Below are 20507 nucleotides of genomic sequence, written 5' to 3' on the forward strand. Positions count from 1 at the left end.
AACCATTTGTTGCTATTCATAGCAAGTCTGGTAAGCTGAAAAACACCCATTTGTAGTGGGGTAGCTCTAAATATGGTAAGGTTTTCTTTTACTATAGCTATTGCTCAAAAAGCTCTTTTAAAAGATTCTTTTCTACAAGACGAGGGGGAAATGATTTATGCGCACTTGCTTTAGAAAAACTATTTGACTGGATTTTTTGCTCTATAGCAACACCAGCGGGTGATTTTCCGTATTCCACCATCTTCATTACGCCGAACAGCGTAGCAATAATGCTGATTAGGAAACACATGCCGCTGCATGTCACGTACCATACCAGCAGCATGTCCATAGGGTGCCACACAATCAATAAACCACATATATTCTCCGCCTTGCCAATTCGCATCGGACAAAAGCTCTCCCTTTTCAAGCATAGATTGATGATTTTTTTCATCTAAAAAAGCCCAAGTGATAAAGGCACAAAATTCTCCACGTTCATTTTTATAGAGTTTATATTGCCCAGTCTGTAAAGCTGGTCCTAAATTTCGTTCGATATCCCAGATTCGCCAGCGGCGGTATAAGGGAGATGTAAGCATTAAAACAACCATAGCTCCTAACGCTGTAAGAGGATCTATGAGTGATGGTGATGGATTTTCATTTACAGACATTATCTTTCCTTTAGAGATTGTTCTAAAATTTTGGTGATAGGTTCAAAGAAATAAGAAATGAGACGCCGTTTTGAGGTAATGACATCCGTTGTCACAGTCATGCCAGGGATAAATTTAAGTTGTTTGTTATTCAAAGTGATGTGATCTTGGTCAATTTTGATTAAAACAGCGTAGACACCATTAATTTCTTTATCATAGCGTGCTGTAGCGCCTACATTAACGACTGTACCGTGGATAACACCGAAACGTTCAGGCGGAAAGGCAGAAAACTTGATGTAAGCGCGTTGGCCCTTTTCTAAAAAGCCGATATCGCTGTTATCAAAAAACGCTTCGACAATGAGTCCGCCGGCACCAGGGACAATGCGCATGAGAGTTTTACCAGCCTCTACAAAGCCGCCCAAAGTATGGATACTTAAATCATCGATACGTCCATCAACAGGTGCATAAAGTGATAAGTGGTCAAGATGGTATTGAGTGCTATCAAGCTTTGCTTTTAATCCTTGAAGATTCAGTTCTGTTTCACGCGAAAGTTGCCGATAGCGGGCGATTTCATCGGAAATGAGACTTTTCCGTTGTTGGCGGAGGGTGTTTATTTCGGCGGCATTTTCTTCCAAACGTCTTTGATTGGTTAAAATTTCATGCTCGACATTTTTAAAGTCATGTAAACGCTCTAAATAAACTGCTTGGCTAATGACTTTTGTTTCCATTAGGCTTTTTGCAGCCTTTAATTTCCCTTGGCTTAATTGACGATCATCTTCCAACCTATCTAATTGCGCATGTTGTGTTGCACCGCTGCGCTCGACGCGGTCCGCCTGTGCTTTTAGCGCTCTTAATTTATCTTGGAGAGATTGAAGGGTAGCGCTAATGAGTTTTTCCCCTTCTATTCTTGCAGTCGTGTTGCCAGAAGGAGGAACTGGCAGATAGGCAAGCCCTTTGGTCACAAAATCTTTATCCAAAGGATCACTTTCATGTAAAGCTGTTAAAATAGCTGTTGCGATTTGTGCTTGAAGAGTTTGTTGCGCGATATCTGCTTGAACACGTGCGCACTCATTGAGGGCTTCACGAGGATCTAATTGAATAAGGAGATCGCCTTGATGAACAAATTGCCCTTCTTTTACAAGAATTTTCTCAATGCGTCCTGTATTTTGCGCTTGGACCAGCTGAACGTAAGCGGTGGGAATAACACTTCCTTGCCCCCGTGCAACAATCTCTGTTTTTGCGATAAAGCTGCCGATCACAATAAAGAGAAATAAGGTGACCAAAACAGCAACAACCATATGAAGCGTTGGTGACAAAGGGCGCAAATAGGGAGCTTTATCTGCCATTTTTTGCCTCCAAATCAGTAAAGTTTAAGACGGTTGCATGCCGAGGAAAGAGGTCACTTTTGTGGGTAATAACAAGAACAATACGATCTTGTGAAAGTTTATATAAATGCTCAACAATTTGTGCACTGACAGCGTCATCCAATGCGGAAGTAGGTTCATCCAAAATAAGCAGGCTTGGATTTATCAGAAAGAAACAAGCCAAAGCCAAGCGTTGGCGCTGACCACCTGATAAAAAACCACCTTGCTCTCCTACTTGAGTATTGAGTCCTAAAGGCAACTGAGCAATCAAATCATGGCAAGCACTAACATATAGTGCAGCGTCGATTTCATCTTTAGTGGCATCTGGTTTAGCAAGAAGCATATTCTCAAGAATAGTTCCGGAAAAAAGGCAAGGATTTTGAGGAAAATACGCGATTGTTTTACGCACGCTACGGACATCAAAATTCTGTAAAGGTTGGGCGTTAATCAATATCTTTCCGCTTGTTGGGGGGTAGAGTCCACAAAGGAGCTTCGCCAAGGTTGTTTTTCCGCACCCTGAAGGACCAAGTAACATAATCGGTTGCCCAGGTTGTAAACAGACATCAAGATGATTGATAATGGACTTATCTCCATAAGAAAAACAGAGATCGTTGGCTTCAAGATGAGGAGGAGCGCTGAGTTGAAGAGGCGGCTTTTCTTCTTTCCATTCTGAAGGGGAGTTAAGAATATCGCCCAAACGAAGACGAGAGATTTTCAAATGCTGCCATTCTTCCCATAGGGATGCAAGGCTTAAGATAGGACCAGAAACATTTCCAGCGAGGAGATGAAAGGCAATAAGTTGTCCTAGCGTAATCTGGTTTTGAAGAACTGCCTGAGCACCAAAAAAGATAATAAAAATAGTGAAAAGATCACCAAAAATATGACTCATGGCTCCATTGAGAAGATGCAATTTACTGGTTGTAAGGCTTTGATCTAAACTACGAGCTAAAGTTTCTTGCATGCGTATCGTATGAGCAGATTCTTTTACATGCGCTTTTATGGCTTCAAGATTGGTAAAACTTTCAATGAGGCGCGATTGATGGGCAGCTTGCAGAGTGAAAGCACGGCGTAATTGGCGGCGCAAGAAGGGACCGACTAGTGCTAAAGAGCCCATTTGCAAGGGTAAAACAATAAGGACAATAAAGGTCAGTTTCGGACTAATGGAAAAGAGTGCCGCAAGATAAATGATTGCGAACAGAACATTTAGAACAGTTGTGGCGATGGTTCCTGTTAGAAAACCGCGAATTGTATCAACCTCTCCGATTCGCGTGAACAGTTCCCCCACTTGCCAACGGCGTAAAGTGGGCAAGGAGAGACTTAAAAGATGGGTGTAAATGCGCCGTCCAAATTCTAGCGTAAGCCGATTGGCTAAATAAGCACCTAAGTAGCCTGATAGAGTGCTAAGAGCAGTGCTAAACAGCATGATAGCAACCATCAAGACAACGATAGCATAGAGACTTTCAATACGCTGAAAAGGGAGAATACGATCGATAATCGCTTGAAAAATAAAAGGATTCACCAAGCCCAGCAAACGCAAAACAACAGCAACGCAACTGAGTTCGATGACATAATAGATATATTTCTTTGTTGTTCTTGTAAACCAAGAGAACGATACTAGTTTTTCTTGTGAATGACTCATTTGAATTTATGATTTTGTTTAAGAGAAAGAGCGATGGATGTCGCATATTTAAACAGTATTGTAAATAGTATTATATTTATACAAAATATACATTTTGTATAAATATAATATAAACATAATGTATTTATTGTTTATGCAGTATTTTTATTGTTATTTATACAAATTATGTTTGACTTATTATAAAATGAATAATAATGAAATTCCCGCTGCATCATTATGATACAGTTATTTTTAATAATTAAAAGGAGACTAAAAATGGCTAGTTCAAGCTCGTCACATGATTCACACAACAGTTCACATTCAACTACAGCGTGTGGTATTAAAGATTATTATCATGCCGCGCAAACAGAGAAGATTGAGGTAGGACTCCTCGGAGGAGTTGCGGGAGCTCTGTATGGAGGATACGCTGGCTCGCGAGCTGGTGCATGGGGTACGGTTACAGGCGCTGTAGCGGGTGGATATGCAGGTTATAAAATGGGCAGAGATGCAGGGCTTATTATAGGGCCTATGAAAAAGTTTCAGGAGTGTGGTCATCACGTTGACATTTTTTGATTTGTAGATAATTCTTAATAATATATTTAAAAATCAATTTTTTAGACATATATTTATAAATATATGTCTAATTTTATTTATTTTATAGATATATAGCATTATAATATTTTATATAAAAAATTCATTTCGGGTGTTTATTATGTATATTGGTAATAATCTTATTTCACTATTAATTTATAATGTTTTTGATATTTTATTTTCAATATTTATTTTTATATTTTCATTTTCATTAATTTATAGATACAGTGGTGACAGTTGGAAAAATAGTATAAAGGAAGCAATTAAGACATTTAGTGGGTTCTTTTTGTTATTTTTGGCGTTTTGTTTTATTTATGTTGCGTTTAAATATATTAGATATTAGTATTTATATTTAAGTTATGTTTGATAAAAAATTATTTTCATTTAAATAAGTTTCTATTATTTGTAATAATATATATTTTTTTTATTATTATGAAATTTCTTTATAAAATTGAAATAATCATTTATTGTAAAATACAGATGAATTTATGTGTATTTTATTGTTTATTTTTTTCTGTAACTATATTACATATGCATCATATTTTATGATAAATGTATTTCATCTTTCTTGATGAAGATATATTTTTCTATTTTCATTGGAAAAATAAGCCTGTAAGAAATGCTTAATTTCCTTATTAGAGAAGTCTTCTTTCCTACTTTTATGATGAGATTTCTGAGCATAAAAAATATATGTAAAATCAATTATAGTATTTAAGTTTAGAATTTGAATTCAAATATTTTATCTATATGTCACGCGCTAAAAAGAGGCTATAAGTTGCTTTTGGGTGTTCAAAGAACTTGTCAGTAATGCTTATGGCCGTCGAGAGACGATAACTGATTTGTTCGTTTCCGCACGTCTCAAAATTTATTTTTGAAATAAGCTAATTTAGTAAATGTAACTTACTATACTTCTAGCCTCTACTCATTATCTTCAGAAAGAGGAAGTGAGGCGATTTCTGTATCAAGTGCATCCATAAAATTGATAATAAAAGCAGCATTCGTTCCCAAATCTCTTGGTAAATAACGAGAAGCAGAACGCATATCAACAAAAGTAGTATCCCCTTCATCAGTTAAACGAATGATAATGTCTGAAATGAAACCAAGGTAAAAAGTTTTTGCCATTGTTTCAATATAAAGCGCATTTTCTTCACCTTTAAACTCTCGTTGTGCCACAACAGGCCAATCATAGGCTGCTAAAACATTGAGAACAGATTCGCGAATACGATCAGGTGAACCATCATAACGGCGCCCCGACATTTCTGGCCATTGTGAGATCTGTATTGCTGCTTGTTCAGTCAATACACTCTTGAGCGGTAAAGCATCGCTGGGACGTATTGTGCGAAAAAAAGCTGGCGGGCTTTGTGTGTCGGTAGAAATATCGTAAAGAGCCGGTAAGGTAAACCAAAGTCCAAAAAATAACATCAATGGTGTAGCAGTTATTAATGAATAAATGATTCCTTTTAAAGCTTTCATTCCCCCTAGGGCTCCATAGACCCATAAGCTGTAAAGTGCTTTTACAGCAAGAAAAAGAGAAATAATCACACAGCCAGTAGAGATACCTATCAAAATTATGAAGTCGGTTACGTTAATGACGGAAAAACGTTGTAAAATGACTGAAAATAATAAAATAAAGAACGCCAATCCACCAAATCGAGGGGACCATACTGCTGCTCTTGCAACGAACCGAACATATCTCTTCTTCATGAAGTTTTTTCCCCTCAATTGTAAACTATAAGCCAAGTTTTTTCAGAGTGCATATCTTGCAAAAAGCTTCTGCTTATAAGAGAAAAATAAAGCACTTATTTTTGAGGTCAAGGATGCGTAATGTCTTATAAGTTTCCAGCGATTATTTTCGCACTTTATTGAAGGTAATCAGTATTTCTTCTATAGTTTATCATGTCATTGATGCGAACTTTATGGAAACGTTTGTAAATAAAAAGAAAAAACTCAAATAACAAGTTTTACGGTTGTTAGTAGCATATTTATTTAGAATTTTGATTTTTCTCTTCTGATTGCGGGGAGTTTTTTCTGTCAGATAATGCGTATCAAATAGGATATGATGATGTGCAATAGAGATTTCATTCTACCTCAATAAAAATTTAGGGATATACAATCAGACAAACCTGAATTTGAATATTCGATTAATAGAGAAAAAAGATAACCATTTTGAGAGGCTTCGTTTATTTTGTATAGAAAGTAAGATGTTGTCCAAATGAGAGGTTAGTCCGTTTTTATTCATAAAATATGCGGCAGGTCGCAGATGAAAGGAAAGCTTCACTTTCCTTTTTTGCAAGTGAAAAAGGGGCAAAAATACGTAAAATGACAAAACCTTCATTCAAATTTTTAGCAACCAAAACTGAATTGGCATTTTTTTTAGGTTTTGATTTTTTGAGTTCTATTATTTGTATTGGTTTTCCAATAATAAGATCGAGTGTATTATCAGGGGCTGTTCGGTCATTAAGGCTATAGAAAATAATTCCGTTGTGTGTGTAAGCTGCTAATGACCAAAATTGTCGTGTTTTCAAAGCTCTTAAATGAATAGGTCCATTTTCAAGATTAAATCTGCAGACTTTAAGAAGAAAGAGTGGATCAGCAGATTGTTGAATAGGATTATCGGGAGTAAAAGCAACAAATTGATAAGGGGCGCCGGATTTTTTAAGTGCTGTCCATATATTATCTTGTGCCCAATAGGGGATTAGAAAGAGAACGAAAATATGAACGATAATAGCGCCAATGATTGCAAGAAGTGCGATATAAATGAATCTAGTCACAATTTATTTGTCCTGATGGAATTTGTTCTATTGAGGGCATTGTAAGCTTTTGTAATGCCGTTGCAGAGATGATTGAGGTATCGTATAAGGTAAGGATAAGCCCGAATTCTTTTTGACTAACTGTTGCAAGCCAATTGCCGGCTTGCGGTGTAGGTGAAATATTGATGCGCAATGAGCCATCATGCTCATAGATAATATTGTCAGTGTGGAGTTCAAAAGGTATTTCTTTCGATGAAGTATAGGGTTTAAGGGACTTGTTAGCTGTATAAAGGGTAAAAAGACGGGTTTCAGGGATGGTGCCTTTGAGCAAATAATGACAGTGGGGGTGGAGTGGACGCCCTTGGTTGTCTTGCCAAATCTGGAATTGAAGACCTTCAGTGCGTCCGAGTGAAACTATGCCTCGTTTAGCGGTGTGGGCGCGGGTATAAGGATCCATATTGGCGGTTCCCATTTGTGGATAAGCATTCCATTTTCCAATTCTAAAGAGTCCAAAATGATGAAAGGAATTGAGCACGTAATCGACACTCAGTTTTCCACATAAAATGGAAAAAGCGAAGATAAAAAAGAAAATGGTGATATTAAAAAACATCATAGAATATTTTGAATTCAAAATGTTGAATCTCCAGTTGTTTTCATCTTCAACGAAATTGCAGATGGTTTTTTCAGATCTTTGTTAATCAATCGCACAATATTCAATGTTTCAGGAGAAAGCGTAGAGGGTGTTGGGGAAAAAAATTCAGAATCTACATGGGAGGAAAGTATTGGGGGATGATAAGGAAGAAGAGAATCTTTAACACCATAGAGTTGTTTGAGCATAATATTTTGGTGTGCAGCAAGCATGATGCGATGCCATATCATGGCAGGAACTCCACCCCCAAAAGCACGATTCATCGGTGAAAAGTTATCATTTCCCATCCATACTGCTCCAGTATAATTGCCTGTAAAGCCAACAAACCAAGCATCACGATAGGATTGTGATGTTCCAGTTTTCCCAGCGACAAGAGTCATAGGCAGAGCAGCACGCTTACCAGACCCTCGTGTTGTGACACCCACCATCATTTGGTTCATATAGGCAGCTGATTGTCTGCTGAGAACTCGGTGTAACTTATTTCCGTTATGCTCGAAATCCCATATCACATGTCCATCGATTGTTCTGATTTGCGTGAACCCGTGCCGATTACCAGCTATCCCGCCATTCGCAAAGACATTAAAGCCAGTTGCTTGATCCATGGGGGTCATGTTGGAAGTGCCAAGAACCATCGTTTTGTGTGATAAAATATGCGCGTTAATCCCCATATTCTTGATGAGATCTATAATGGGTTGGGTATCGCGGTGAAGATATTGATAGGTGAGATACACAGGGACTGTATTAATGGAAAAAGCTAAAGCTGTTGCTAAATCAATTTTCCCCAAATAACGACCAGAATTATTTTTTGGTGTCCACCCCCCCCAATTGATGGGAGCATCTAAAACAATTGTTGAGGGAGACAGCCCGTGTTCCAGTGCGGTTGCGTAAACATAGGGTTTGAATGAAGAACCAGTTTGCCGTCCGCCTTGTGTTGCTCTGTTAAATTGGCTTTTTTTATAATCTAGTCCCCCAACAATTGCGCATATGGCACCGTTATTATCAAGTATAACAGTGGCAGCTTGTGTTACGCGATATTGTTGACCATATTGATGTAAATGATATGCAATTGATTCTTCTGCTGCTTTTTGAATATTCGGATCAAGGGTCGTTTGAATAATTAAACTATGGCTTGGAAGTTGATTACGCATTTTTTTGACTTCCTCGAATGCCCAATCAAGAAAATAATCAGCCTGATTATTTTCTATTTGGGGAAGTGCCCTAGCAGGGTGGCGATGCGCATTGATAATCTGGCTCTTCGTCATAAAACCACTATTAACAAGATTAGAAAGGACTACATTGGCACGTGTTTGAGCAGCAAAGAGATGACTATGAGGAGCATATTTTGTTGGAGCTTTAAAGAGTCCTGCTAACATAGCAGATTCACTTAAAGATACATGACGTATGTTTTTTCCAAAATAAAATTTTGCAGCTGCTGCAATACCAAAATTGTTTCCTCCCATATAGGCGCGGTCAAGATAAAGTTGCAAAATCTGTTTTTTGCTAAAATTTGCTTCTAGCCAAAGAGCAAGATAAGCTTCTTTGATTTTACGTGTTATGGTTCTCTCGTTTGTTAAGAATAAATTTTTAGCCAATTGTTGTGTGAGAGTTGAACCACCTTGCACTACACCTTTAGCTTGCATATTTTGTGAAATTGCCCGTGTAAGTCCTTGAAAATCAATACCCCAATGATCGAAAAAACGACGGTCTTCTGTAGCAAGAACCGCTTTAATGACAGTGTCAGGCATTTCTTCAACGGGGACAGAGATCGCCGGCAGTGCACCACGGTGCCCAATGGAATTTCCATAGCGATCTAGAAAAAGAATGGAAAAGTTTTTAGGAGAAGACCAATCTGTTTTGGTCAGTTCAAAAACAGAAATGCCCAAAATAGTGAAAAGAGTAAATCCCATCAACCCTAATGTCAGTATTTCATCGAGAACTTCAACGATAAAACGTTTCCATCCTTGAAGATGAAAATTTTGTGAGATGATTTTTGCCTTTTTCCAGAAAAAACTGTTAGCAGAACGAATGTGATAAAGCGCTGTATCTAATCGTGCGTCTAATTCAATGAGAGCAGGACTGTGAAATGGCTTACGGTGTTGCCTTTTCTTTTTTTTAAAAAAATCAAACATTTAAAGAGAGCCTATGGCAAAGAAATACAACCAAACAAATCTACAATAATTATATGGAGTAGAAGTATTTTTTTGCTATAGTGCTAACAAAGAAAGAGTTTATTTTAGAATTATTCATTTTTCGTAAGATAGTGTATTAAGATTTTATCTAATAAATTTTATTCTCATTATTAAAAATATTTTGTTTTGAGTTTTTTTTAATTTAGAGTAATGTTAATGCGTTCGTCTGTAAGATAGAGGATAAATTATTTCCATTTGTGATTTTTAAATCGACTCCAAAAACCATTATTTCTTTTATCCTTTATCAAGGAAGAGAAGAGGTGGGTTATTGAAATATTTATGATGAAAAAAAATTTCTTGTTCGTAATAATAGCAGCTTTTTTAGGAGCAGATTCTGTTCTAGCTTCTGGGTGCGCTGAAGTAGGTAAGAAGGTTGCCGCGCAAGAGAGCGGGGTTCTCGTTCGTTCAAACCCAGTTATTCAGGATGGAAAGGGCATGTGTGCAATTGTGATTGTTGTACCAGCCCGTAATGGTGAAAAGTTACGTCGTGTTGAGTTTTTTGTTCCTGCTGATTAGTTTTTGGCAGATGGTGTTGTGATGCGTATCTTAATCGTTGAAGATGATCGGAATCTTCATCATCAATTAGCAGAAGCTGTAAGACGTGCAGGATATGTTTCCGATAGTGCTTTCGATGGTGAAGAGGCTTATTTTTTAGGGAGCACAGAGTCTTACGACGCGGTGATACTTGATATAGGTTTACCGTATATTGATGGTATTCGTGTTGTTGAAAAATGGCGTCAAGAAGGGCACTCCATGCCTGTTTTAATGCTAACGGCGCGAGACCGTTGGTCTGATAAGGTGCACGGTATTGATGCTGGGGCTGACGATTATGTTGTGAAGCCATTTCATTTGGAGGAAGTGATGGCGCGTTTACGAGCATTAATTCGTCGCGCTACGGGACATGCGACAAGTGTATTATGTTGCGGAAATGTTTTGTTGGATACGAAGACGTCTCGTGTTTTTGTGGATGGTCAGTTGATTAAACTAACATCTTATGAATTCAGACTGCTTTCGTATCTCATGCATCATTGTGACAGGGTCATTTCAAGAACAGAGCTTACTGAACATCTTTATGATCAGGATTTTGATAAGGACTCGAATACGGTGGAAGTCTTTGTAGGTCGGTTACGGAAAAAGCTTGGAGTGGATTTGATTGAAACTATTCGAGGAATGGGGTATCGCGTGAGAACGCTAGGTGATTAATGAATACTTTCGAAGAGAATAATTGGTGTAGGAGGTTCTTTTTTGTAATTACTCGATCTCTCAGTTTACGTGTTATGGTCTTATCAACATTATGGGTTGTTATTTCTCTTTTATCGATTTCTGCAGTAAGTATTTTATTTTATAAACGTTCAACTGAACAAAGCCTAGAGCGTATTCTTTCTGCTCAACTCTACAGTCTTATTGCAACAGTGACGGTGTCATCGGAAGGTACTTTGAGAGGAGGGGCTGGGATTGATGATATTCGTTATTCTGACCCAACAACAGGATGGTATTGGGAAGTTGTTGCGATATCCCATAATTTAAAAGGAAGATTGACATCCCCCTCATTGGGAACAGGCGAGATATTTACACCAAGTGATGTTGATATACCTTTTGACAATAAGTTCTTTCGCTCTTATCGGATAAAGGGGAACAATGGTCAAAAGCTACAAGTGATTGAAAGTGATGTTGTTCTTGATAATGAAAATCATATTGCACGTTTTCGGCTTGTTGGGAATATCGATGAAGCTCATGCCCAGGTAAAGGAATTTAAGCGAACTTTGCAAATTTTTCTTTGGAGTTTTGGTATCGGGAGTGTCCTTATTAATATTGCTATTATTTTCTTTAGTTTTCAACCGTTGAAGCTTATTCGACGCGCATTGAATGATATTCGCGAAGGAAAAGTTCACTATGTGAATACGGATTTAGTAAGCGAAGTAATGCCGCTTGTACAAGAGATGAATGCTCTCATTAATAATAATCAGCGTATTATTGAGCGATTTCGCACACAGGTTGGTAATCTTGCGCATTCATTGAAAACGCCTCTATCCGTGATTATGAATGAGATAGATAAGATGCGCGGAGAAAAGGCTTGTTTGTTGAGAGAGCAAACGCAAATAATGCAAGCTCAAATCAATCATTATCTTCAGCGTGCGCGGATTGCAGCACAATGCGATAGTATTGTCTATCATACGTCTGTTCGCAGTGTGCTTGAACGTTTAGTGCGGGTTATGAAAAAGCTTAATCCTGAAAAACAAATTCAATTTATTATGGATGTTGATGATATTGTTTTTTCTGGAGAGAAGGAAGATTTAGAAGAAATTATAGGGAATTTGATTGAAAATGCTACTCAGTGGTCTCGAGCAAAGGTTTTGATCTCTTGTTGTTTAGAAGAAAATGTTGAAGAAACAGAATATTTTAGTATCTTTGTAGAAGATGATGGCCCTGGTTTAACAGAAGACAAAATGGAGGAAGCATTAAAAAGAGGGCGGCGGTTTAATGAAAGTAAACTAGGGGCAGGTTTAGGGCTAGCAATTGTTTCAGATATGGTCAGTGAATATGGTGGCAAGCTCTTTTTATCACGTTCTGATTTGGGTGGGTTGTATGCAAAAGTTTTATTACCTAAGATGGGAGAATAACATATTTTCGCCTTAAGCAAGAAATGTCTATAAAGTTTGTAAAGCAGTATTTTCAGATAATACATAAAGAGTAGGGAAACATTGTTTTTAGTTCCTTTGTTTAATTGATATATATAAGAAAAATGGACAATAGATTTTATAATATTTTCCATGAAAAAATGAATTTTTATCAATTCACATCACTCTTCTCATGAAGATGGTGAAATGTAAGCGAGTCATTCTCTGTGCGTATTGGAAAAAAATGATATGCTCTTATTAATTTTTGCAGCATTTTTTCTGACTTTTCTGGCAAGTATTCTTTTTCTTTCACTACGTTTTGACGATGATATAAAGAAAGAATGGAAAGTTCAAACCGTGGATGGCTATAGAAGTCATAAGCATACGATTGAGTTTAACAAGCTTTATATCCATTATAAAAAAAGAAATATTCTTAAGATTTTAAGTATTTTATTTGTTCTTCTTATGACATGGAATATTTATGGTCTGACAGGCAGTCCAGAAGTGAAAAGTTATTTTTTTAGCGAATTAATGGATAAGGATCCTAAAACTCTTAGTAAGCAAGAAAAGCTTATTCGTTTACAAGTGCTTTTTTTCCGTGCACCTCATGATGGCAAGCTAGCAGATGCGTTAGCGGTAGGGTATCTCGAAGAAAGCCTTTTTCAAGAGGCTGTGAATACTTATTTAGACGCACTTCGTTTGAATGGAGAAACAGCTCCAAGGCTTGTAGGATATGGTTTAGCATTGGTTGGTTATGAAGGGGGAGTGATAACACAAGAAGCACAAAATGCTTTTCAAAAAGCAGCAGATTTAGCGCCAACAGATTTTTATCCACGTTTATTGTTGGCCGATGCATTGCATCAAGCAGGAAAAACTGCGCAGGCAGTGCAATTTTTACAAAGCTTTCTTGATACAATGCCTGAAAATTTTTCAGGACAATCACGTGTAAAAAAAATGATGATTCAGTTACGTGATTTATCGAGTGAGCATACAAAGAAAAGCAATCATCGCCAATTGAGATGATGAAATATAAAGGGAAGTGCTGTTTAGAAAGACAAGAGAAGTAATCTCTTAGAAGTAGGTGTTTGTGAAGAAGACTAAGGAATAGAAATGAAGAATGTAAAGAGCGCGATATAAGTGGTTATAGGTTAAATAAAAATTGGTTGTAAAACTAAAAAAGGAAGAAAGATATTGATAAGTTTGTTAGCAAAGGTGAGGTATTGGATAAAAAGTTGCACCTATGTAGAAGATGTGCAAAGCTCTTAAAAAAAATAAAATATTGATACTTAATTATAACATATTTAAATTTTTTTCGTAGAGTGTCTATGAAAAGTCAATTTTTAAAGAATTCTTCTTCGTTGAAGGTTATTTTAGAGCAGCGAAAAAAAAGGCGCTTGCTGATCATATTATTATGTTGTTTGGTTATGACAATTGCAGCAAGTCTTATAGTATATGCAATGCGTCATGCGGTCAGTTTTTTTAGAATGCCCTCTGAAATTACAAGAGAAGATATTTTAACAGGGCGCCCTTTGCGTTTGGGTGGCTTTGTTGAAAAGGAAACTGTTCAATATGTTGGAGAGAGAGGCGTTATTTTTTTTGTAACGGATAACAAAAAACATGAAAAAGTGGTTTTCAACGGTGCCTTACCAGATCTTTTTCGTGAAGGTCAGGGGGTGATTGTAGAAGGGCATTTCGATAAACAGGGTTTTTTTATAGGGACACGTATTTTAGCAAAACATGATGAAACTTATATGCCTAAAGAAACAGCTGATCGTTTGAAAAAACATTACGGTATGGAGAAATAATTCGATTGTGCTTGTCGAACTGGGTCATATTTTTTTAGCTGCAGCATTTTCAGTAAGCTTATTAGGAGCGTTCTTACCTGCTTTAGGTGTTTGGTGGAGAGAGCGTTTGTTAATGCAAACAGCTGTTCCTCTAGCATATATCACTTTTACATTACTGCTTTTATCTTTTTTAGTGATAATTTATGCTTATGTCGTATCTGATTTTTCTGTTTTGAACGTTGTTGAAAATTCTCATTCAGAAAAACCGATGCTCTATAAAATTACAGGTGTTTGGAGCAACCACGAAGGCTCTATGTTGTTATGGGTTTTAAGTCTTGCTTTTTTTAGTGCATTGATGGCCTTTTTTAGCCAACGTTTTCCAGAAGATTTTAAGACGCTTGTTTTAATTTGCCAAAGTTGGATTACAAGTGCTTTTCTTTTATTTATTCTTTTTGTATCCAACCCATTTTTACGTGTGAATCCACCAGCATTACAGGGAAATGGTCTCAATCCTCTTTTACAAGATATCGCATTAGCAATTCATCCACCGCTACTTTATTTAGGTTATGTCGGTTTTTCACTTTGTTTTTCTTTTGCCGTTGCGGCATTGATTATGGGACATGTTGATAGAATTTGGGCACGTGGGATTCGTCCATGGCTTTTACTTTCTTGGTGTTTTTTGACATTGGGTATTATGGTTGGCTCCTATTGGGCTTATTATGAGCTAGGATGGGGGGGCTATTGGTTTTGGGATCCTGTTGAAAATGTTTCGTTTATGCCTTGGCTTTCAGGAACGGCTCTTTTACATTCTGCTCTTGTTCTCGAAAAACGAGAAATATTGAAAAGTTGGACTTTGTTTTTAGCGCTGCTTACTTTTTCCCTTTCTCTGATGGGAACTTTTCTTGTGCGTTCGGGGCTTTTAGTTTCTGTTCATAGTTTTGCTGTTGATCCAGTACGGGGGCAAGCAATTCTTGCGCTTTTATTTTTTTTTACGGGAGCGGCTTTTCTTCTTTTTGCTTTGCGCACTCCTATTTTAAAAACAGGAAATTTTTTTCAACCAATTTCACGTGAAGGGTTTATTGTTTTAAATAACTTGTTACTTACAACAATAACAGCAACAGTATTGATTGGTACGCTTTATCCTTATTTTATTGAGATATTAACAGGACAAAAAATTTCTGTAGGGGCTGCTTTTTTTAACCTTACCTGTGGACCGCTAATGGTTTTGCTGTTGTTGTTTGTTCCGTTTGGGACAATGATGGCATGGAAACGCGGTGATTTTCTTGCAGTTTTTGAACGGTTATGGTTTGTTTTTGTATTGGTTGGCATCGTCTGTTTTATAATATTTTATGCGACATCTTTGCGTGATATTTTTGCAGTTTTAGGGATTGGGCTTTCAGCATTTGTTTTTTTAGGCAGTTTAGCGGATCTATGGGGAAAGAGTGGATATGGCAAGAGAGCTTTTTCAGTACGCGTTAAGAGATTTCTTGGATTGCCATGGTCTACTTTTGGTGCAGCAATAGCACATATGGGGTTAGGTGTTACATTATTTGGTATTGTTTGTGTGGCAAGTTTTGGGCAAGAACGTATTTTAATCATGAACGTAGGGGATAGGGTGACGATAGCGGATAAAACGCTTCATTTTGATGCAGTGTATGATGGTGTTGGTTCGAATTATTCGGCAATGGAGTTTTATTTTAAAATATATGAAAATAAAAACATTGTGGGTCATGTAACAGCCTCAAAGCGATTTTATTCAAGCCAAAATACATCAACAACAGAAGTTGGTCTTCAAAATTATGGCTTATCGCAGCTATATATTGTACCAGGACATACCGATAATCGGGGTCTTGTTGTACACATATGGTGGAAGCCTTATGTAATATGTATTTGGTTAGGGGCATTCATGATGGCTATAGGCGGATGTCTTTCTCTTCTGGGATATTGGTTTCGCATTGGCATGTATAATAGGGTACTGCTTGCTTTAAATTTTTGGAAAAAACATTGAGATGAAAAAAAATCTTTGGATTTTATTTTTTTTAATTGCAACATTTCCTTTTCGATTAGCAATAGCAGTAGAGCCGGATGAGATTTTAAAGGATAAGGTTCTTGAAGCGAGAGCACGCCATATTTCATCACATTTACGTTGTCCGGTTTGTCAAAATCAATCAATTGATGATTCAGATGCTGCTCTAGCACGTGATTTACGGCTTTTAATTCGGGAAAGGCTAAAAATGGGCTATAGTAATCAGCAAGTCACTGACTTTCTTGTTGAACGATATGGTAAATTTATTCTCTTGAAACCACCATTGAATAAAATAACTTGGTTTTTATGGTTTTCGCCTTTGATTATTATCATCATTGGCGCAAATATCATATTTTTTCACTTAAAACGGAATAATCATGAGAAAATAATGAGTTATCTGAATGAAAAAGAACAGTCAAAAATGCCATTGCATTAAAAAAGATATTACATAAAAGAAACAATCGGCTCATCTGCAATGAGCATACAATCTTATTATAATTATATTAGGGTATACTGAAACCTTACAAAACTTTAATAATTTAGACAGAAAACGGTAAGGTCTAGTATTTTATAAGTGATCGCAATTGGAATAAAGGTATGATTGAATAGGAGCATAGAGTAAATGGTTAAAAAGGCTTTCTTTAAAACGTTTGTCGCAGTGAGTTTTTCTGCGATATTGGAAAGTGCACTGTTTTTTAGTGGATGTACATCAAGCTTGTTGATGACAAAGGCTCATGCAAGTTCTGTATTTACTTCGTTAATGCAACAACAGGGATTTGCCGATATTGTTGCTCAAGTGAAACCAGCAGTTGTAGCAGTACAAGTAAAGAGCAATAAAAAGAAAGAAGATAGGTTCTTTAGCAACTTTTTTAGTGGTCCAGGACTTGATCAATTACCAGATCAGCATCCTTTGAAAAGATTTTTTAAAGAGTTTTATGATTTTGATAAACCTAAAAATAAATTTTCCCACCAATCACGGAGACTCCGTCCTATTGCTTTTGGATCGGGTTTTTTTATTTCGTCTGATGGTTACATTGTAACCAATGACCATGTGATTTCTGACGGAACAAGTTATACTGTTGTTCTTGATGATGGTACAGAATTGAACGCAAAGCTTATTGGGAAAGACCCCAAAACCGACCTTGCTGTATTAAAAGTGAGTGATAAAAGAAAATTTTCCTATGTTGATTTTGGTGATGATTCAAAGCTTCGTGTTGGGGATTGGGTTGTTGCCATTGGGAATCCATTTGGCCTTGGTGGAACTGTGACAGCAGGTATTGTTTCTGCACGTGGACGTGATATTGGCACTGGTGTGTACGATGATTTTATTCAGATTGATGCTGCTGTTAATAGAGGAAACTCTGGTGGTCCAACATTTGATCTGAATGGAAAGGTTGTTGGGGTTAATACAGCAATTTTTTCTCCTTCTGGAGGAAATGTTGGGATTGCTTTTGCTATTCCGGCAGCGACTGTAAAACAGGTTGTACAACAACTTATTGAAAAAGGTTCAGTTCAACGTGGTTGGTTAGGTGTTCAGATTCAGCCAGTAACAAAGGAGATTTCCGATTCAATAGGTTTAAAAGAAGCCAAAGGTGCTTTGGTCACTGATCCGTTAAAAGGACCGGCAGAAAAGGCTGGTATTAAAGCGGGTGATGTAATTATTTCAGTGAATAATGAAAAGGTTGCTGATGCGCGTGAGTTGGCGAAACGTATTGCAAATATTAAACCAGGAGAAACGGTAACCATAGGGATTTGGAGATCAGGTAAGGAGGAAAGTATCAAGGTTAAACTCGCTTCAATGTCTGAAGATGAAAGTAAGAAAGAGGCTTCAAAACATTCAAATGAACGGGGTGATTTAGATGAAACATTGGAAGATTATGGTCTGATTGTTATACCTTCTGATGATGGTGTAGGGGTTGTCGTAACGGATGTCGATACCGATTCAGATGCTGCAGATAAAGGGATACGCCCTGGTGATACCATTGTGACAGTAAATAATAAACCAGTTAAAAAAGTCTCTGATATTGTTAGCACAATCAAAAATGCTCAGCAGTTAGGACGAAAGGCTATACTCTTACAAGTGCGAACAAATGATCAAAATCGTTTTGTTGCTCTTCCAATTTTGAAAAAATAAGGCTTTAGTTGTAGGACAAATGTTTATTAAATGTTTGTCCTACAACATAATAAAATAATGGAGATACGTTTTATGAAGATACTCGTTATTGAAGATGATCATGAGACGGGGCATTATCTCGAAAAGGCTTTTTTGGAAGTAGGGCATTCTGTTGATGTTGCTTATGATGGGGATACGGGATACGCTTTAGCGACCACGGAAAATTATGACGTTATGGTTGTTGACCGAATGCTTTTGCATCGTGATGGTCTTTCTATTATTGCTGAATTGCGCGCTAAAGGCAATGAAACACCGGTTCTTATCCTGTCGGCTTTAGGGCAAGTTAATGATCGTGTAACGGGGTTGCGTGCAGGGGGAGATGATTATTTGACAAAGCCTTATGCTTTTTCTGAACTTCTTGCGCGTGTTGAAGTTTTACAACGGCGGAAAAATCCTAAAGAAGCAGAAACTGTTTATTGTGTAGGTAATCTTGAGCTTGATCGGTTAGCACATACGGTAAAACGGGGTGATAGAAACATCTTATTGCAACCACGAGAGTTTCGTTTACTCGAATATTTGATGCGCTATGCGGGGCAGGTTGTTACACGCACTATGCTTTTGGAAAATGTTTGGGATTACCATTTTGATCCACAAACGAATGTTATTGATGTCCATATCTCCCGTTTGAGAGCCAAAATTGAAAAAGATTTTGATGTTCCCCTTCTCCATACCGTGCGTGGAGCTGGATATATGCTGAAAGCACCAGATAACAAAGCATGAATCGTTTGATTAATATAATGCGCACGACGGCGCTAAGGCTTTCAGCACTTTACATTTTATTGTTTGGCTTGGTGGCAACAGGACTTTCTATTTATATGACGGCATTTTCTGCTTCATTGTTAACAGAGCAAACTGAACAGGCTTTACATGAAGAATTAAAGTATATTGAAAATGCTTATAATTATGGGGGATTATCCTTATTAATGCGCACTATTGATTATCGTTCAAGACAACCAGGAGCATTTCTTTATCTTGTCACGGATTCTATGGGGCGTATTTTAGCAGGAAATGTAGCACGTATTGAATTAGGTCTTTTGAATCAGAGTGGTTTTATTTCTACCTCTTTTTTGTATTCTCGTTTTGGAGAACATGGCAAAACAAGTGAACATCGCGCTTTGGCGGTTATTGTTGATTTACCTAATGCTATGAAGATTCTTATAGGACGCGATTTGGATGAGCCAGAACGTTTTGCAGTGGTTATTCGTAAAGCTGTGATCATTGCACTTGCTGCAATGGTTGGAGGCGCTTTACTCATATGGTTTTTTGTTGGCAGGAGAGCTTTACAAAGGATTGATCATGTAACGGCTGCATCACAGCGCCTGATGGATGGTGATTTCAGTGGGCGTTTACCTGTTTCTGGAGTAGGGGATGAGTTTGATCGATTGTCAACTAATCTTAATGTTATGTTAGACCGCATTGAAGAGTTAAATATTGGTTTACGTCAAGTATCAGATAATATTGCTCATGATTTGAAAACGCCGTTAACGCGTCTTAGAAATCGCGCTGAAGAGGCGCTTTCAGGAAATAAGACAAAGCTTGAATATCGTCAGGTCCTTGATAGGGTTATTGCAGAATCAGATCAACTTATTTGTACGTTCAATGCAATTTTAATGATTTCACGTATTGAGGCCAGCAGTGCAATTGAGCATCTTGAAATGATGAATATGAAACTGATCCTTGAAGATGCTGTTGAGATTTACGAACCTTTTGCTGAAGAGTCAGGTGTTTTACTTCGGTTGGGGAATATATTTGATAAAGAGCTTAAGTTAAATCGTGAGCTTGTTGCACAATCAATTTTTAACCTTATAGATAATGCCATTAAATATGCGTCTAAAGGTGAAAGGAAAGCGGAGGTTTGCTTATCAATGGAATATCGTGATGAACATTTATTAGTTGTTGTGAGCGATAATGGACCAGGAATAGCAGAGGATAAACTTGAAAAAGTGACAGAACGATTTGTTCGTCTTGAAGAAAGCCGCACACAACCTGGGTTTGGGATTGGTTTAAGTATAGCAAAAGCCGTTATGAAGCTTCATGGGGGTGAATTGTTACTTGAAAATGCAAATCCAGGGCTTAGGGCTGTTTTGTTATTTCCTTAAAGATATTTTTCTTCACTTTTCCC

General features: G+C 37.3%; 18 protein-coding genes. 11 read left to right on the top strand and 7 right to left on the bottom strand.

Features of this window, described 5'->3' with window-relative positions:
• Positions 1–179: 179 nt before the first annotated feature.
• Genes ACFINF_RS01285 through ACFINF_RS01295 form a run of 3 tightly spaced genes read right to left on the bottom strand, consistent with a single transcriptional unit; the run spans position 180 to position 3626 of the window.
• Complete coding sequence (locus ACFINF_RS01285) at positions 180–644, bottom strand: toxin-activating lysine-acyltransferase (RefSeq protein ID WP_375619328.1); 465 nt, start codon at positions 642–644, stop codon at positions 180–182.
• Entirely contained in the window at positions 644–1969 is a 1326-nt protein-coding gene (locus ACFINF_RS01290) for an HlyD family type I secretion periplasmic adaptor subunit (protein ID WP_375619329.1), read from the bottom strand. The genes ACFINF_RS01285 and ACFINF_RS01290 overlap by 1 nt, the downstream gene beginning before the upstream one ends.
• Positions 1959–3626 carry a peptidase domain-containing ABC transporter gene (locus tag ACFINF_RS01295; protein ID WP_375619330.1) on the bottom strand — a complete coding sequence of 556 codons (1668 nt, stop codon included), beginning with the start codon at positions 3624–3626 and terminating at the stop codon, positions 1959–1961. The genes ACFINF_RS01290 and ACFINF_RS01295 overlap by 11 nt, the downstream gene beginning before the upstream one ends.
• A gap of 255 nt (positions 3627–3881) precedes the next feature.
• Here ACFINF_RS01295 and ACFINF_RS01300 point away from each other — a divergent pair, with 255 nt between their 5' ends.
• Positions 3882–4178: a hypothetical protein gene (locus ACFINF_RS01300; RefSeq protein WP_375619331.1), complete on the top strand. Its 297-nt coding sequence runs from the start codon at positions 3882–3884 to the stop codon at positions 4176–4178.
• Positions 4179–5114: 936 nt separating this feature from the next.
• Here ACFINF_RS01300 and ACFINF_RS01305 read toward each other — a convergent pair.
• The 4 genes from ACFINF_RS01305 to ACFINF_RS01320 form a co-directional block, all read right to left on the bottom strand.
• Positions 5115–5900, bottom strand: coding sequence for a DUF1499 domain-containing protein (locus tag ACFINF_RS01305; RefSeq protein WP_375619332.1), 786 nt, complete (start codon positions 5898–5900; stop codon positions 5115–5117).
• Between the two features lie 527 nt (positions 5901–6427).
• Positions 6428–6967: a hypothetical protein gene (locus tag ACFINF_RS01310; protein WP_375619333.1), complete on the bottom strand. Its 540-nt coding sequence runs from the start codon at positions 6965–6967 to the stop codon at positions 6428–6430.
• A complete protein-coding gene (locus ACFINF_RS01315) occupies positions 6960–7556 on the bottom strand; it encodes a DUF1214 domain-containing protein (RefSeq protein WP_375619467.1) in 597 nt (198 codons plus the stop codon). The genes ACFINF_RS01310 and ACFINF_RS01315 overlap by 8 nt, the downstream gene beginning before the upstream one ends.
• 17 nt (positions 7557–7573) lie before the next feature.
• Positions 7574–9724 carry a transglycosylase domain-containing protein gene (locus ACFINF_RS01320; protein WP_375619334.1) on the bottom strand — a complete coding sequence of 717 codons (2151 nt, stop codon included), beginning with the start codon at positions 9722–9724 and terminating at the stop codon, positions 7574–7576.
• Between the two features lie 339 nt (positions 9725–10063).
• On the opposite strand from ACFINF_RS01320, the gene ACFINF_RS01325 reads away from it, so the two are divergent.
• The 10 genes from ACFINF_RS01325 to ACFINF_RS01370 all read left to right on the top strand — a co-directional run bounded on the left by ACFINF_RS01325 (position 10064) and on the right by ACFINF_RS01370 (position 20484).
• Entirely contained in the window at positions 10064–10300 is a 237-nt protein-coding gene (locus tag ACFINF_RS01325; protein WP_375619335.1) for a hypothetical protein, read from the top strand.
• Between the two features lie 21 nt (positions 10301–10321).
• Entirely contained in the window at positions 10322–10987 is a 666-nt protein-coding gene (locus ACFINF_RS01330) for a response regulator transcription factor (protein ID WP_375619336.1), read from the top strand.
• A complete protein-coding gene (locus tag ACFINF_RS01335) occupies positions 10987–12405 on the top strand; it encodes an ATP-binding protein (RefSeq protein WP_375619337.1) in 1419 nt (472 codons plus the stop codon). Before ACFINF_RS01330 ends, ACFINF_RS01335 begins: the two co-directional genes overlap by 1 nt.
• 246 nt (positions 12406–12651) lie before the next feature.
• Positions 12652–13425 (top strand): tetratricopeptide repeat protein, encoded by a 774-nt coding sequence (locus tag ACFINF_RS01340; RefSeq protein ID WP_375619338.1) that lies wholly within the window; start codon positions 12652–12654, stop codon positions 13423–13425.
• Between the two features lie 302 nt (positions 13426–13727).
• Positions 13728–14207 (top strand): cytochrome c maturation protein CcmE, encoded by a 480-nt coding sequence (gene ccmE, locus ACFINF_RS01345; RefSeq protein WP_375619339.1) that lies wholly within the window; start codon positions 13728–13730, stop codon positions 14205–14207.
• Between the two features lie 7 nt (positions 14208–14214).
• Positions 14215–16194 (top strand): heme lyase CcmF/NrfE family subunit, encoded by a 1980-nt coding sequence (locus tag ACFINF_RS01350; RefSeq protein ID WP_375619340.1) that lies wholly within the window; start codon positions 14215–14217, stop codon positions 16192–16194.
• A 1-nt stretch (position 16195) separates the two neighbouring features.
• Positions 16196–16648, top strand: a complete 453-nt coding sequence (locus tag ACFINF_RS01355; RefSeq protein ID WP_375619341.1) for a cytochrome c-type biogenesis protein CcmH — start codon at positions 16196–16198, stop codon at positions 16646–16648.
• A gap of 186 nt (positions 16649–16834) precedes the next feature.
• A complete protein-coding gene (locus ACFINF_RS01360) occupies positions 16835–18346 on the top strand; it encodes a Do family serine endopeptidase (protein ID WP_375619342.1) in 1512 nt (503 codons plus the stop codon).
• Between the two features lie 72 nt (positions 18347–18418).
• Positions 18419–19105: a response regulator transcription factor gene (locus tag ACFINF_RS01365; RefSeq protein WP_012754868.1), complete on the top strand. Its 687-nt coding sequence runs from the start codon at positions 18419–18421 to the stop codon at positions 19103–19105.
• Entirely contained in the window at positions 19102–20484 is a 1383-nt protein-coding gene (locus ACFINF_RS01370; RefSeq protein ID WP_012754869.1) for a HAMP domain-containing sensor histidine kinase, read from the top strand. The genes ACFINF_RS01365 and ACFINF_RS01370 overlap by 4 nt, the downstream gene beginning before the upstream one ends.
• The last annotated feature ends 23 nt before the right edge of the window (positions 20485–20507 follow it).

The organism is Bartonella sp. TS25HLJMH (assembly GCF_042193505.1).
Taxonomy (GTDB): Bacteria; Pseudomonadota; Alphaproteobacteria; order Rhizobiales; family Rhizobiaceae; genus Bartonella; species Bartonella grahamii.